The organism is Pseudomonas sp. 43NM1 (genome assembly GCF_002836905.1).
Lineage (GTDB): Bacteria > Pseudomonadota > Gammaproteobacteria > Pseudomonadales > Pseudomonadaceae > Aquipseudomonas > Aquipseudomonas prosekii.
The window spans coordinates 1-14,361 of sequence record NZ_MKGS01000155.1; the positions used below are offsets into that span (position 1 = coordinate 1).

Sequence of the window (14,361 nt, forward strand, 5' to 3'; positions counted from 1 at the left end):
TACTGAAACACCGCGGCGCCCGATCTCGCGACTGCGGCTCCTCCGCCCTCACCCTTCTTCCTCTTCTCCATGGGGCCGGGGCAGTTCCAGATCACCAAAAACCCCTGTAGCAGCTGCCGAAGGCTGCGTTCGGCTGCGCAGCAGTCGCGAGATCGGGCGCCGCGGTGTTTCAGTAAAACCGGGGGCTCGGGTTTTACGACTGCTGCGCAGCCGGACGCAGCCTCGTGCCTCGGCAGCTGCTACAGGATTGTTGATCTGTATAGAAGTTGTAACTGGGCGAACCGGATCATAGAAGTTAGAGTCTGATGGTTTCACGCAGGTTCGGACGTTGTTCCTGCGCCACTTCCAAGGAGCTTTTAATGCACACATTGCGCCGCAGCGCCGCCCTCCTCGCCCTCAGCGTTGGCACCGTCGCCAGCCTCCCGGCCCTGGCCGCCGACGAATTGCATTACAACCAGATCGCCCTGCGCGCCGAAGTCAGCCAGGAAGTGGCGCGCGACCTGATGATCGTGACGCTCTACACCGAAGAGCAAAACACCGACCCGGCCAAACTCGCCGCCGACGTCAGCACCACCATGAACAAAGCCCTCGGCCAAGCGAAACAGGTCAAAGACATCACCCTGCGCCAAGGCAGCCGCAACAGCTACCCGATCTACGACACCAAAGGTCAGAAGATCACCGGCTGGCGCGAGCGCGCTGAACTGCGCCTCGAAAGCTCCGACTTCGCCGCCCTGTCAAAACTCACCGGCGAACTGCTCACCGATCTGAAAATGGGCGGCATGGATTTCGCCATCGCCAACCCAACCCGCAAGGCCAGCGAAGATGCGCTGCTCAAAGAAGCCGTGACCGCGTTCAAGGCTCGCGCACAATTGGCCACCGATGCGCTCGGCGGCAAGGGCTACAAAATCGTCAATCTGAACCTGAACAGCAACGGTTATCCACAACCGTACATGCGCGCCCCCATGATGATGAAAGCGGCGGGCGCCGACGCCGCACCGGTGACGCCTGAAGTAGAAGCGGGCACCAGCCAGGTCAGTATGACCGCCGACGGCTCGATTGAAGTGTTGATGACGCCTTGATTCGATAACTCTTCACTCGCCAACCCTTCGCACCATGATCGTTCCCGCGCAGAGCGTGGGAACGATCAATGGTGCGTCACATCCCCCCATCTATGCCCGGATAGAGGGGTCCCCCTGAAAAAACGATATTTCCGCCCGACCCGTCAACAACGCTACTCTCCGAGGTATTCCGCTACCAAAATCCTCCGGGGACCTCATGCACAGAAACACCATCAAGCCGCTATTGCTCGCACTGACCCTGGCCACATTCGCTCCGCTGGCCCAATCCGCCACCACCCTGGTCTACTGCTCCGAAGCCAGCCCGGCCGGCTTCGACCCGAGCCAATACACCAGCGGCACCGATTTTGACGCCTCCGCTGAAACCCTCTTCAACCGCCTCACCCAATTCAAACGCGGCGGCACCGAAGTCGAACCCGGCTTAGCCACCAATTGGGACATCAGTAACGACGGACTCGCCTACACCTTCCACCTGCGCGACAACGTCAAATTCCACACCACCGACTACTTCACCCCGACACGCGACTTCAACGCCGACGACGTGGTCTTCACCTTTCAGCGCCTGCTCGACCCGGACAACGCCTTCCGCAAAGCTTACCCCGCCGAGTCGCCGTACTTCACCGACATGGACCTCAACAAAACCATCAAAAGCGTCGAAAAAATCGACGAGCACACCGTGCGCTTCAACCTCAATAACATCGACGCCGCGTTCATCCAGAACCTCGCCATGAGCTTCGCCTCCGTGCAGTCCGCCGAATACGCCGCGCAACTGTTAAAGGAAGGCAAAGCCGCCGACATCAACCAGAAACCCATCGGCACCGGCCCATTCGTGTTCAAGCGCTACCAGAAGGACTCGCAGATCCGCTACGTCGGCAACAAGGCGTACTGGAAACCCGAAGACGTGAAAATCGATAATTTGGTGTTCTCGATCACCCCCGACGCCGCCGTGCGCTTGCAGAAACTCAAGGCCGGCGAATGCCAGGTCAGCGGCTACCCGCGCCCGGCCGACATCGAAGTCATGGAAAAAGACCCGAACCTCAGCGTGCTCAAGCAAGCCGGTTTCAACCTCGGGTTCCTCGCCTACAACGTCACGCACCCACCGCTGGACCAACTCAAAGTCCGCCAGGCGCTGGACATGGCCATCGACAAACCGGCGATCATCAAAGCCGTCTACCAGAGCGCCGGGCAGCTTGCGCAAAACGCCTTGCCGCCCGCGCAATGGTCGTTCGATCCGAACATCCAGGACGCACCGCACGACCCGACCAAAGCTAAAGCGCTACTCAAGGAAGCAGGTATTGCGCCCGGCACCACCATCAATTTGTGGGCGATGACGGTCCAGCGCGCCTCCAACCCGAACGCGCGGATGTCGGCGCAGATGATCCAGCAGGATTGGGCCAAGGTCGGCATCAAAGCCAACATCGTCAGCTATGAATGGGGCGAGTACATCAAGCGCGCCAAGAACGGCGAGCACGACGCGATGATCTACGGCTGGACCGGCGACAACGGTGACCCGGACAACTGGCTCGGCGTGCTTTACAGCTGCGCCGCCGTGAAGGGCAGCAATTACGCCAAGTGGTGCGACCCGGCCTACGACAAGCTGGTCCAGCAAGCCAAAGTCTCCACCGACCGCGACGAGCGGGTCAAACTCTATCAACAAGCGCAGAAAATTCTTAAACAACAAGTGCCTATCACACCGATCGCCAACTCGACGGTGTTCCAGCCTTTGCGCAAGGAAGTCACTGACTTCAAGATCAGTCCGTTTGGCCTTACGCCCTTCTATGGCGTGGGTATAAATAAGTAACACCACGCGCCAACCGGGTGCGCCAAGCGCCCCGGTCGCCCTTCTGCGGTGCGTGGTTTGCACCGTAAAAGACGTGCGCAAACGGTCAAATGCGTCAAAATTTATACATATGCGACATTAAGGTACGTTCGTGCCACTGTTTAATGCTTGTAACAGCTCTGGATCTTGCAATGGGTATGGCCCCTGCATAAGTATCCGCAGGCACGACTCACGAGGTCGTCCTCTAATTCCAAAAATGACAACAAATCATGAGGCCACCATGTTCAAACACGCGGTCATTCCGTTTTTAGTCGGCGCCAGCATTCTCGCTAGCGCACCTTTCGCCCAAGCGGCGACTAACCTGGTGTTTTGCTCCGAAGGGAGCCCGGCCGGTTTTGATCCTGGTCAGTACACCACCGGAACCGACTTCGACGCCTCTGCAGAAACCATGTTCAACCGCCTGACCCAGTTCGAGCGCGGCGGCACCGCCGTGATTCCTGGCCTGGCGACCAGCTGGGACATTACCCCGGACGGCCTGACGTACACCTTTCACCTGCGTGAAGGCGTGAAATTCCACACCACGCCGTACTTCAAGCCAACTCGTGAGTTCAACGCCGACGACGTCCTGTTCACCTTCAACCGGATGATCAACAAGGACGATCCGTTCCGCAAAGCCTACCCGACCGAATTCCCGTACTTCACCGACATGGGCATGGACACCAACATCACCAAGATCGACAAACTCGACGACCACACCGTCAAGTTCACGCTCAAAGATGTTGATGCCGCGTTCATCCAGAACATGGCGATGAGCTTCGCCTCCGTGCAATCCGCCGAGTACGCTGCCCAGCTGCTCAAGGAAGGCAAGGCTGCCGACATCAACCAGAAGCCGGTCGGCACTGGCCCGTTCGTGTTCAAGAGCTACCAGAAAGATTCCAACATCCGCTACACCGGGAACAAGGACTACTGGAAGCCTGATGACGTGAAGATCGACAACCTGATCTTCGCCATCACCACCGACCCGTCGGTACGTATTCAGAAGCTGAAAAAGAACGAGTGCCAGGTCACCCTGTTCCCTCGTCCAGCCGACCTGAAAGCGCTCAAAGAAGACAAAACCCTGAAAATGCCTGAACAGGCAGGTTTCAACCTCGGTTACATCGCCTACAACGTGATGGACAAGGTCAAGGGCAGCAACGAGCCAAACCCGCTGGCCGATATCCGTGTGCGTCAGGCCATGGACATGGCGGTGAACAAGCCGCAAATCATTGATTCGGTTTACCAGGGCGCGGGCCAATTGGCCGTCAACGCCATGCCGCCGACCCAGTGGTCCTACGACACCACCATCAAAGATGCCAAATACGACCCTGAGAAAGCCAAAGCGCTGCTCAAGGAAGCCGGCGTCAAGGAAGGCACCGAGATCGTCCTGTGGGCGATGCCGGTACAGCGTCCGTACAACCCGAACGCCAAACTGATGGCTGAAATGTTGCAGTCCGACTGGAAGAAAATCGGCCTCAACGTGAAGATCACCAGCTACGAGTGGGGCGAGTACATCAAGCGCTCCAAGGGCGGCGAGAACCAGGCAATGATCATTGGCTGGAGCGGCGACAATGGTGATCCGGACAACTGGCTCAACGTCCTGTTCGGCTGCGACTCGCTGAGCGGCAACAACTTCTCCAAATGGTGCGACAAGAAGTTCGACGGCATCGTCAAGGAAGCCAAGCGCACCACCGATCAAGGCAAGCGCACCGAACTGTACAAACAGGCGCAACACGTCCTCAAGGACGCTGTTCCAATGACACCTATCGCTCACTCGACGGTGTTCCAACCCATGCGCAGCAACGTGCAGGACTTCAAGATCAGCCCATTCGGCTTGAATTCCTTCTACGGCGTCAGCGTCAGCAAATAAGATTTGGCAACGGCGACGTGTTTAACGTCGCCGCTGCTTTATCTGCCGGGAATGTAGGAATCAACTGACAGCTACAACCCCTGCGCACCGCACAAGCGTTGCAGGACGTTGGGTTGTTTCCTACGCGTTTTTCAGGCCTTTCCGTATTTACTGCCAGACCCACGGCTTCTACCGTCGGGATCTGACCAGTTGATGCGTGGGCTCTCGGTTTGCTGCAACGGGTTAGAGATCAATGCACCCACCACGTCCCCGGACGGGACGGTGGCGCATTGTTAAACACTAAAAAGAGGGAGCGTCATGCGCCATACCTTGGTTTTATCCGCGTTACTGGGCACCGGCCTGTTGGCCGCCACGTCCATGAGCCAGGCCGCCAGCAATAGCCTGGTGTTCTGCTCCGAAGGCAGCCCGGCCGGTTTCGATACCGCGCAGTACACCACTGCGACCGATAACGATGCCGCCGAGCCGCTGTACAACCGTTTGGCAGAGTTCGAAAAAGGCGCGACCAACGTTGTACCGGGCCTGGCGACACGCTGGGATATTTCCGAAGACGGCCTCACGTACACCTTTCATTTGCGCGAAGGGGTGAAGTTTCACACCACGCCTTATTTCACGCCGACCCGCGATTTCAATGCCGATGACGTGCTGTTCACGTTCAACCGCATGCTCGACCCGCAACAACCTTTCCGTAAGGCTTACCCGACCGAATTCCCTTATTTCAACGGGATGAGCCTGAACAAGAACATCGCCAAGGTCGAGAAGACCGGGCCGCTGACCGTGGTCATGACGCTCAACAGCGTCGACGCCGCGTTCATTCAGAACATCGCCATGAGCTTCGCCGCGATCCTGTCTGCCGAATACGCCGACAAGCTGCTCGCCGAAGGCAAACCGAGCGACATCAACCAGAAGCCGATCGGCACTGGGCCGTTCGTGTTCAAGAGCTATCAGAAAGACTCCAACATCCGCTACACCGGCAACAAGCAGTACTGGGACCCGAGCCGGGTCAAACTCGATAACCTGATTTTCGCGATCAACACCGACGCTTCGGTACGTGTGCAGAAACTCAAGGCCAACGAGTGCCAGATCACCCTGCACCCGCGCCCGGCCGACGTCGACGCGCTGAAGAACGACGCGAAACTCAAGCTGATCGAAAAACCCGGCTTCAACCTCGGTTACATCGCCTACAACGTGCGCCACAAACCGTTCGACCAACTCGAAGTGCGTCAGGCGCTGGACATGGCGGTGAACAAGCAAAGCATCCTCAACGCCGTGTACCAGGGCGCCGGTCAACTGGCGGTCAACGCCATGCCGCCGACCCAATGGTCCTACGACGAGACCATCAAGGACGCCGCCTACAACCCGGAAAAAGCCAAGGAATTGCTCAAGGCTGCCGGCGTCAAGGAAGGCACCGAAATCACTTTGTGGGCGATGCCGGTGCAGCGCCCATACAACCCCAACGCCAAGTTGATGGCCGAAATGCTCCAGGCTGACTGGGCGAAAATCGGCCTCAAAGTGAAGATCGTCAGCTACGAATGGGGCGAGTACATCAAGCGCACCAAGAATGGCGAGCACGACGTCAGCCTGATTGGCTGGACCGGTGACAATGGTGACCCGGACAACTGGCTCGGCACGCTTTATAGCTGCGATGCGATTGGCGGCAACAACTACTCGATGTGGTGCGATCCGGCCTACGACAAATTGGTCAAGCAGGCCAAGGTTGTCACCGACCGCGATCAACGCACCGTGCTCTACAAACAGGCGCAGCAGTTGCTCAAGCAACAAGTACCGATCACGCCAATCGCCCACTCGACGGTCAACCAGCCGTTAAGCGCGAAAATCGAAGGGTTCAAAGTCAGCCCCTTCGGTCGCAACGTGTTCTCGGGCGTCAGCCTGGAAAAATAACCGATTAGCCAGAAACGCTGAGGGCGGATTCCGCCCTCACGCAAGCGCTTTGCCTTAATTCGCCAATCAGGCCTAGAGCAAACGTTTGCGATGGTTCGAACGAGTTCAAACCAAATAGCCGGATCACCAAAAAAGACCGGCATCAAAAAAAAAGAAAGAAAGGAGCTTCACCCATGAAACTGAGCAGCACCGCGATATTAGCCTTGGCCATCAGCAGCATCACCGCCACGGCTTATGCAGAAACCCAGAGCCAGGCGTTCACGCCGGTTACCGTCAAAGAAAAAAGCGCCCAAAGCGAAGCCACTGGTTTCGTCGAAGGCCAATCCGTGACCGGTTCCACACGTAACTGGTATGCGAATGAGCAGTTCAAGCGGGGCACCAAGCTCAACTATCAGAAACATGGCGAGACCCGCGAGACTGATCGCCGGATCAACTGGGTGCAAGGCACGATCATCAAGTACAACTCGGGTTTCACCCAGGGCACTGTAGGTTTCAGCACCGAAGTGGCGGCTTACAACGCCATCGCCCTGGACCGTGATCGCAAGGACCTCGCGTCCGGCAACGGCGGTGCTCCGGAGCCAGGCCGGTCCGGTCGCGGCAACAACCGTACGCTGACCGAAAACGGCGGTGACGCGGTTGACCAGTGGAGCAAGCTGGGCCTGGCCAACGTCAAGGCACGCATCTCCAACACCACATTGACCGCCGGTCGCCAGAACTTCAGCAGCCCACAAGTCGACGTCATCGGCAACCGTCCACTGCCGTCGAGCTTCGAAGGGGTCACGCTGCACAGCGAAGAGCTGGAAAACCTGGCCTTCGACATCGGCACCTTCGATCGCAACTCGCCGCGCACCGAGCAGAGCCAGCGCAAATTCCGCTCCGAATACGGTGACGGCCGCGCTGAAGCGGATCACGTCAACACCGCCGGTATCACTTATCAGCCGTTCGCCAGTCTGACCACCAGCCTCTGGGGCACCCAGGCTGAAGACCTGTGGAACCAGTACTACTTCGGCGCCAGCCACGTATTGGGCGACAGCTCGGTACTGAGCCTGACCACCGGCCTGAACTACTACAAGACCGTCGACGAAGGCAAAAAACTGCTGGGCGAGATCGACAACGACACCTACTCGCTGTCGCTTGGCCTGACTCACCAGGCTCACAGCCTGACCTTCTCGTACCAGGAAGTGAACGGTAACGAGTACTTCGATTACCTGCACGAAACCAACGGCATCTACCTGGCCAACTCCTTGCTGTCGGACTTCAACGGCCCGAACGAGAAATCCTTCCAGATCGCCTACGGCCTGAACATGGCTGAGTACGGCGTACCAGGCCTCAAGTTCAACATCTACCAGGCTCGCGGCTGGGGCATCGACGGTACTCACTACGCCGGTGGCGGCTACGATGGCGTCCAGGCAATGGACGGCGAAAACCACTACGAATACGGGATCGGCGCGGCCTATGCCGTGCAGAGCGGCCCACTCAAGGCCACCGCTATTCGCGCAACCTACACCGCGCACCGTGCCAGCGAAAACCAGGCGGATGGCAGCCTCAACGAGTTCCGTCTCGTGACCACCATCCCGTTCAACGTTCTGTAACGCACTTGCCCGACGGCCGACTCATGGAGAGTCGGCCGTTGGGCTTTTATCTGTTCAACCGATTGCAGAGGGTTCTTGATGAAAATGCTTCCCCTACGTGCGGCCATCGCTGCCGCGTTGCTGAGTGTCGCTGTTGGCGTCTCGGCCAAACCCTTGGTGGTCTGCACCGAAGCCAGTCCGGAAGGCTTCGATATGGTCCAGTACACAACTGCAGTCACGGGCGACGCAGTCTCCGAAACCATCTTCAACCGTCTGGTGGCGTTCAAGCCTGGCACCACTGAAGTGATTCCGGCACTGGCCGATTCGTGGGACATCAGCGATGACGGCCTGACGTACACGTTCCACCTGCGCAAAGGCGTCAAGTTTCACACCACCGATTATTTCAAGCCGACCCGCGAGATGAATGCCGACGATGTGGTCTGGAGTTTCCAGCGTCAGCTGGACCCGAATCACCCGTGGCACAAACTGTCGAGCGTGGGCTTCCCGTACTTTGAAAGCATGGGCTTCAAGGAACTGCTGAAAAGCGTGGAAAAAGTCGACGACAACACCGTCACCTTCACCTTGACCCGCCGCGAAGCACCGTTCCTCGCCGACGTCGCCATGGCGTTTTCCTCGATCTATTCCGCCGAATACGCCGACCAGTTGTTGAAAGCGAACAAAACCGCCGACCTCAACAACAAGCCGATCGGCACCGGCCCGTTTGTCTTCCAGCGTTACGCCAAGGACGCCCAGGTGCGCTTCAAGGCCAACCCGGATTACTTCCTCGGCAAGCCACCGGCTGAAGCGCTGATCCTGGCGATCGCCACCGACAACAACGTGCGCCTGCAAAAACTCAAGGCCAACGAGTGCCAGATCGCGCTGTATCCGAAACCGGATGACATCCCGAGCATCAAGAAAGACCCGAACCTGAAAGTCGATGAAATGAACGCGATGACCGTGTCGTACATCGCCATGAACACCCAGCACAAATACATGAGCGACGTGCGGGTGCGCAAAGCCATCGACATCGCGTTCGACAAGGCGGCTTACGTCAACGCGCTGTTCGGCAAAGGCAATGCGACCGTGGCGGTCAATCCGTACCCGGACACGTTGCTGGGCTACAACCACACGCTGAGCAACCCGCCACGCGACCTCGACAAGGCCCGCGCCCTGCTCAAGGAAGCCGGCGTGCCGGACGGCACCGTGCTGACCCTGTTCACCCGTAACGGCGGCGGCCCGACCAACCCGAACCCGATGCTCGGCGCGCAGATGATGCAGGCTGACCTGGCCAAGGTCGGGATCAAGCTCGACATCCGCGTGATGGAATGGGGCGAAATGCTCAAACGCGCGAAAAACGGCGAGCACGATATGGTTTCCGCCGGTTGGGCAGGTGACAACGGCGACCCGGATAACTTCCTCACGCCTAACCTGAGTTGCGAAGCGGCGAAGAATGGCGAAAATTACGCCCGTTGGTGCAACGAGAAATTCCAGGCGCTGATCGACGACGCACGCGCTAAAGTAGACCCGGCCGAACGGGCCAGGTTGTACGAAGAAGCCCAAGTGGTCTTTAACCAGGACCAACCTTGGATCAACATGGCCCACACCCGTATGTTTACCGCAATGCGCAACAACGTAGAGGGCTATCACATTAGCCCCCTCACCACGAGTAACTTCGCCACCACTCAGGTGAAGTAAATAAGAAAACGCCCGGTGTCTCTGATCCCAGAAACACCGGGCACGCCTAACCGGCTGATGAGGTAGCACACAAGATGTTTAGTTTTATTGCCCGCCGACTGGGGTTGTTGATCCCCACGTTCTTCGGCATCACCTTGCTGACTTTCGCGTTGATTCGCATGATCCCTGGCGACCCCGTGGAAGTGATGATGGGCGAACGTCGGGTCGATCCCGAAATGCATGCCCAGGCAATGGAACGCCTTGGTCTGAACAAACCGCTGTATGCCCAATACCTGGACTACATCGGCAAGTTGGCCCACGGAGACCTTGGCGAATCGCTGCGGACGCGTGAAAGTGTCTGGACCGAGTTCAGCTCTCTATTCCCTGCGACCCTGGAACTGTCCATGGCCGCGCTGTTGTTCGCCGGCATCCTGGGCCTGTTGGCCGGGGTGATCGCGGCACTCAAGCGAGGATCCCTGTTCGACCATGGGGTGATGGGCATCTCCCTGGCGGGATATTCGATGCCGATCTTCTGGTGGGGCCTGATCCTGATCATGTTCTTCTCCGTGTCGCTGGGCTGGACGCCAGTGTCCGGGCGCATCGACCTGCTCTACGACATCGAGCCGCGCACCGGTTTCATGCTGATCGACACCTTGCTGGCGGATGACGTCGGCGCGTTCCTCGATGCGCTGCACCACTTGATCCTGCCAGCCATCGTGCTCGGCACTATCCCGCTGGCGGTGATCGCGCGGATGACCCGTTCGTCGATGCTCGAAGTGTTGCGTGAAGACTACATTCGCACCGCCCGCGCCAAAGGCCTGTCGCCGTCGCGCGTGGTATTCGTCCACGGCCTGCGCAACGCGCTGATTCCGGTGCTGACCGTGGTCGGCCTGCAAGTCGGCACATTGCTTGCCGGTGCGGTCCTGACCGAAACGATTTTCTCGTGGCCGGGCATCGGCAAGTGGCTGATCGAAGCCATTGGCGCCCGGGACTATCCAGTCGTGCAAAACGGCATCCTGCTAATCGCCTGCCTGGTGATTGTGGTCAATTTCGTAGTGGACATCCTCTACGGCTTTGCCAACCCACGCATTCGTCACCAGCGCTGAGATCACATGACCATGACCACTCCAGCTGCAACTTCAAATCAAGCGGTAACAGTCGATCAAAGCCTGCTGTACCCGTCGCCGTACAAAGAATTCTGGCACGCCTTTTCGCGCAACAAAGGGGCGGTCGCCGGCCTGCTGTTCATGATCCTGATCGTGTTCTGCGCGGTGTTCGCACCGTGGGTCGCGCCGCATGACCCGAGCGAGCAATACCGCGATTTCCTGCTGACCCCGCCAGCCTGGCTGGAAGGTGGGCAACTGCAATTTCTGCTCGGCACCGATGAACTGGGTCGCGACTTGCTGTCGCGTCTGATCCAGGGTTCGCGCCTGTCGTTGCTGATCGGCTTGTCGTCGGTGGTGATGTCGCTGATTCCGGGGATCCTCCTGGGTCTGTTCGCCGGTTTCTTCCCACGCCTGCTCGGCCCGACCATCATGCGTCTGATGGACATCATGCTGGCCCTGCCGTCGCTGCTGCTGGCCGTGGCGATTGTCGCCATCCTCGGCCCTGGCCTGATCAACACCGTGATCGCAATCGCCGTGGTGTCCCTGCCGTCCTACGTACGTCTGACCCGCGCAGCGGTGATGGGCGAACTGAACCGCGACTACGTGACCGCCGCGCGCCTGGCCGGTGCCGGCCTGCCACGCCTGATGTTCATCACCGTGCTGCCGAACTGCATGGCGCCGCTGATCGTTCAGGCCACCTTGAGCTTCTCTTCGGCGATTCTCGATGCCGCGGCACTGGGCTTCCTCGGTCTTGGCGTACAACCGCCAACCCCTGAGTGGGGCACGATGCTGGCTTCGGCTCGCGACTACATCGAACGCGCCTGGTGGGTGGTAAGTCTGCCTGGTTTGACCATTTTGCTCAGCGTGCTGGCAATCAACTTGATGGGTGACGGCCTGCGCGATGCGCTGGACCCGAAACTCAAGAACGCCGCCTGAGGAGATTCAAATGTCACTGTTAGAAATCAAGAATCTCAACGTCCGCTTCGGCGACGCGACTGCCGTGCCGGTAGTCGATGGCCTCGACATCACCGTGGACAAGGGCGAAGTCCTGGCCATCGTTGGCGAGTCCGGTTCGGGTAAATCCGTGACCATGATGGCGCTGATGGGCCTGATCGAGCACCCGGGGATCGTCACCGCCGACGCGCTGAATTTCGACGGCAAAAACATGCTCAAGCTGAGCAATCGTCAGCGTCGGCAAATCGTCGGCAAAGACCTGGCGATGGTGTTCCAGGACCCGATGACGGCGCTGAACCCGAGCTACACCGTCGGTTTCCAGATCGAAGAAGTGCTGCGCCTGCACCTGAAAATGTCCGGCAAACAAGCGCGCAAGCGTGCCATCGAGCTGTTGGAAAAAGTTGAAATCCCCGGCGCCGCCAGCCGTATGGACGCCTACCCGCACCAACTGTCGGGCGGTATGAGCCAGCGTGTGGCAATCGCCATGGCAATTGCCGGCGAACCGAAACTGCTGATCGCCGACGAACCGACCACCGCGCTCGACGTAACGATTCAGGCGCAAATCATGGACCTGCTCCTGGCGTTGCAGAAAGAGCAGAACATGGGCCTGGTGCTGATCACGCACGACCTCGCGGTCGTCGCCGAAACCGCTCAGCGCGTGTGCGTGATGTACGCCGGGCAAGCGGTGGAAGTCGGGCAAGTGCCGCAACTGTTCGACATTCCGGCGCACCCGTACAGCGAAGCGCTGCTCAAGGCGATTCCGGAACACAGCCTCGGCGCCACGCGTCTGGCGACGTTGCCGGGCATCGTCCCCGGTCGTTATGACCGTCCGCAAGGTTGCCTGCTGTCGCCGCGCTGCCCGTACGTGCAGGAAAACTGCCGTACCCAGCGCCCGGCCCTTGACCCGAAAAGCAACAGCCTCGCCCGCTGCTTCTACCCGCTGAACCAGGAGGTGGCGTAATGGCCGTCGTACTTACCGCCCGCGACCTCACCCGTCACTACGAAGTGTCCCGTGGCCTGTTCAAGGGCCACGCGACCGTGCGCGCGCTTAACGGCGTGTCGTTCGAACTGGAAGCCGGCAAGACCCTCGCCGTCGTAGGCGAATCGGGTTGCGGCAAATCGACCTTGGCCCGCGCGCTGACGCTGATCGAAGAGCCTTCCTCGGGCTCGTTGAAAATCGCCGGCCAGGAAGTCGCCGGTGCCGACAAGGCGCAACGCAAGCAACTGCGCAAAGACGTGCAGATGGTGTTCCAGAGCCCGTACGCCTCGCTCAATCCTCGGCAGAAAGTCGGTGATCAACTCGCCGAGCCGCTGCTGATCAACACCAATCTTTCCGCCGCCGAACGCCGCGAAAAGGTCCAGGCGATGATGAAGCAGGTCGGCTTGCGTCCTGAGCATTACCAGCGTTATCCGCACATGTTCTCCGGCGGCCAGCGTCAGCGGATCGCCCTGGCGCGGGCGATGATGCTGCAACCGAAAGTGCTGGTGGCGGACGAACCGACCTCGGCGCTGGACGTATCGATTCAGGCGCAGGTGCTGAACCTGTTCATGGATTTGCAGCAAGAGTTCAACACCGCGTACGTGTTCATCTCGCACAACCTGGCGGTGGTGCAGCACGTTGCCGATGACGTGATGGTGATGTACCTCGGTCGCCCGGTGGAAATGGGCCCGAAGAACGACATCTACGAGCGTCCGCTGCACCCGTACACCCAGGCGCTGCTGTCGGCGACCCCGACTATTCACCCGGACCCGAACAAGCCGAAAATCAAGATCGTCGGCGAGTTGCCAAATCCGCTGAATCCGCCGTCGGGCTGCGCGTTCCACAAGCGTTGCCCGTATGCGACCGAGCGTTGCAGCAGTGAAGAGCCGGTGTTGCGCTTGCTCGATAATCGTCAGGTGGCTTGCCACTATGCGGAGCAATTTCTGGAAAAAGGCGCGGCGTAAGGAAATTGTGGGAGTGAGCGAGCGGGTGTCAGTTGATTTTCAGGCGCCTGATAGATTGCTATCGCGAGCAAGCTCGCTCCCACAGGTTTCGGGCTGACAAGTAATGTGTTTGGTTTTACCGACCTCTTCCGCCTCGATTGCGCATCAATCCGGGCGGAAGGGGTTTTCTTTTGCCGGCGATTTACGTCTGGCTATCGCCTTCGTCTTCGTCAGTCATGGTGTCGTCATCGTCGGCGCTACCGCCCTGGCCTTGATCACCGGGCTCGGATTCAGACTTGGCGATCATCAGGTCAGCGTGGGTAACTTGCCCACTCGCGGCCTGCTTGTCGTGGCCCGGACACTCCGCCCACGCCCCCGCCGACACGCCGACGGACATCATCACCAACACCTTCAGAAACAGCACAACGCGTTGAAAAATGCTCATAGCCGATTCCATCCTTACAAAGTGCAG

General features: G+C 59.1%; 11 protein-coding genes. 10 read left to right on the forward strand and 1 reads right to left on the reverse strand.

From position 1 onward, the window contains the following. Positions 1 to 359: 359 nt before the first annotated feature. The 10 genes from BI292_RS18115 to BI292_RS18160 all read left to right on the forward strand — a co-directional run bounded on the left by BI292_RS18115 (position 360) and on the right by BI292_RS18160 (position 13,910). Positions 360 to 1,079: an SIMPL domain-containing protein gene (locus BI292_RS18115; RefSeq protein WP_092273364.1), complete on the forward strand. Its 720-nt coding sequence runs from the start codon at positions 360 to 362 to the stop codon at positions 1,077 to 1,079. Between the two features lie 196 nt (positions 1,080 to 1,275). After that, entirely contained in the window at positions 1,276 to 2,877 is a 1,602-nt protein-coding gene (locus BI292_RS18120) for an ABC transporter substrate-binding protein (protein WP_101208672.1), read from the forward strand. 259 nt (positions 2,878 to 3,136) lie between these two features. Next, on the forward strand, positions 3,137 to 4,762 hold the full coding sequence (locus BI292_RS18125; protein WP_092273370.1) for an ABC transporter substrate-binding protein: 1,626 nt from the start codon (positions 3,137 to 3,139) through the stop codon (positions 4,760 to 4,762). Between the two features lie 297 nt (positions 4,763 to 5,059). Continuing rightward, complete coding sequence (locus BI292_RS18130; protein WP_092273373.1) at positions 5,060 to 6,661, forward strand: ABC transporter substrate-binding protein; 1,602 nt, start codon at positions 5,060 to 5,062, stop codon at positions 6,659 to 6,661. A gap of 173 nt (positions 6,662 to 6,834) precedes the next feature. Then, entirely contained in the window at positions 6,835 to 8,253 is a 1,419-nt protein-coding gene (locus BI292_RS18135) for an OprD family porin (RefSeq protein ID WP_092273376.1), read from the forward strand. Between the two features lie 78 nt (positions 8,254 to 8,331). Further along, positions 8,332 to 9,927 (forward strand): ABC transporter substrate-binding protein, encoded by a 1,596-nt coding sequence (locus BI292_RS18140; RefSeq protein ID WP_101208673.1) that lies wholly within the window; start codon positions 8,332 to 8,334, stop codon positions 9,925 to 9,927. Positions 9,928 to 10,001: 74 nt separating this feature from the next. Then, positions 10,002 to 11,012, forward strand: coding sequence for an ABC transporter permease subunit (locus tag BI292_RS18145; protein WP_092273383.1), 1,011 nt, complete (start codon positions 10,002 to 10,004; stop codon positions 11,010 to 11,012). A 12-nt stretch (positions 11,013 to 11,024) separates the two neighbouring features. After that, positions 11,025 to 11,948: an ABC transporter permease subunit gene (locus BI292_RS18150; RefSeq protein WP_101208689.1), complete on the forward strand. Its 924-nt coding sequence runs from the start codon at positions 11,025 to 11,027 to the stop codon at positions 11,946 to 11,948. A 10-nt stretch (positions 11,949 to 11,958) separates the two neighbouring features. Continuing rightward, entirely contained in the window at positions 11,959 to 12,927 is a 969-nt protein-coding gene (locus BI292_RS18155; protein WP_092273386.1) for an ABC transporter ATP-binding protein, read from the forward strand. Further along, positions 12,927 to 13,910, forward strand: a complete 984-nt coding sequence (locus BI292_RS18160; protein ID WP_101208674.1) for a peptide ABC transporter ATP-binding protein — start codon at positions 12,927 to 12,929, stop codon at positions 13,908 to 13,910. Before BI292_RS18155 ends, BI292_RS18160 begins: the two co-directional genes overlap by 1 nt. Positions 13,911 to 14,091: 181 nt before the next feature. Here the strand turns inward: BI292_RS18160 and BI292_RS18165 are convergent, their stop codons facing one another. Next, positions 14,092 to 14,334 (reverse strand): hypothetical protein, encoded by a 243-nt coding sequence (locus BI292_RS18165; protein ID WP_101208675.1) that lies wholly within the window; start codon positions 14,332 to 14,334, stop codon positions 14,092 to 14,094. Positions 14,335 to 14,361 lie beyond the last annotated feature (27 nt).

Excerpts from the sequence above, each read along its gene's own strand:
- BI292_RS18160 (WP_101208674.1), top strand. The coding sequence starts at position 12,927 with ATGGCCGTCGTACTTACCGCCCGCGACCTCACCCGTCACTACGAAGTG.
- BI292_RS18150 (WP_101208689.1), top strand. The coding sequence starts at position 11,025 with ATGACCACTCCAGCTGCAACTTCAAATCAAGCGGTAACAGTCGATCAA.
- BI292_RS18145 (WP_092273383.1), top strand. The coding sequence starts at position 10,002 with ATGTTTAGTTTTATTGCCCGCCGACTGGGGTTGTTGATCCCCACGTTC.
- BI292_RS18140 (WP_101208673.1), top strand. The coding sequence starts at position 8,332 with ATGAAAATGCTTCCCCTACGTGCGGCCATCGCTGCCGCGTTGCTGAGT.
- BI292_RS18130 (WP_092273373.1), top strand. The coding sequence starts at position 5,060 with ATGCGCCATACCTTGGTTTTATCCGCGTTACTGGGCACCGGCCTGTTG.
- BI292_RS18155 (WP_092273386.1), top strand. The coding sequence starts at position 11,959 with ATGTCACTGTTAGAAATCAAGAATCTCAACGTCCGCTTCGGCGACGCG.
- BI292_RS18120 (WP_101208672.1), top strand. The coding sequence starts at position 1,276 with ATGCACAGAAACACCATCAAGCCGCTATTGCTCGCACTGACCCTGGCC.
- BI292_RS18165 (WP_101208675.1), bottom strand. The coding sequence starts at position 14,334 with ATGAGCATTTTTCAACGCGTTGTGCTGTTTCTGAAGGTGTTGGTGATG.
- BI292_RS18125 (WP_092273370.1), top strand. The coding sequence starts at position 3,137 with ATGTTCAAACACGCGGTCATTCCGTTTTTAGTCGGCGCCAGCATTCTC.
- BI292_RS18115 (WP_092273364.1), top strand. The coding sequence starts at position 360 with ATGCACACATTGCGCCGCAGCGCCGCCCTCCTCGCCCTCAGCGTTGGC.
- BI292_RS18135 (WP_092273376.1), top strand. The coding sequence starts at position 6,835 with ATGAAACTGAGCAGCACCGCGATATTAGCCTTGGCCATCAGCAGCATC.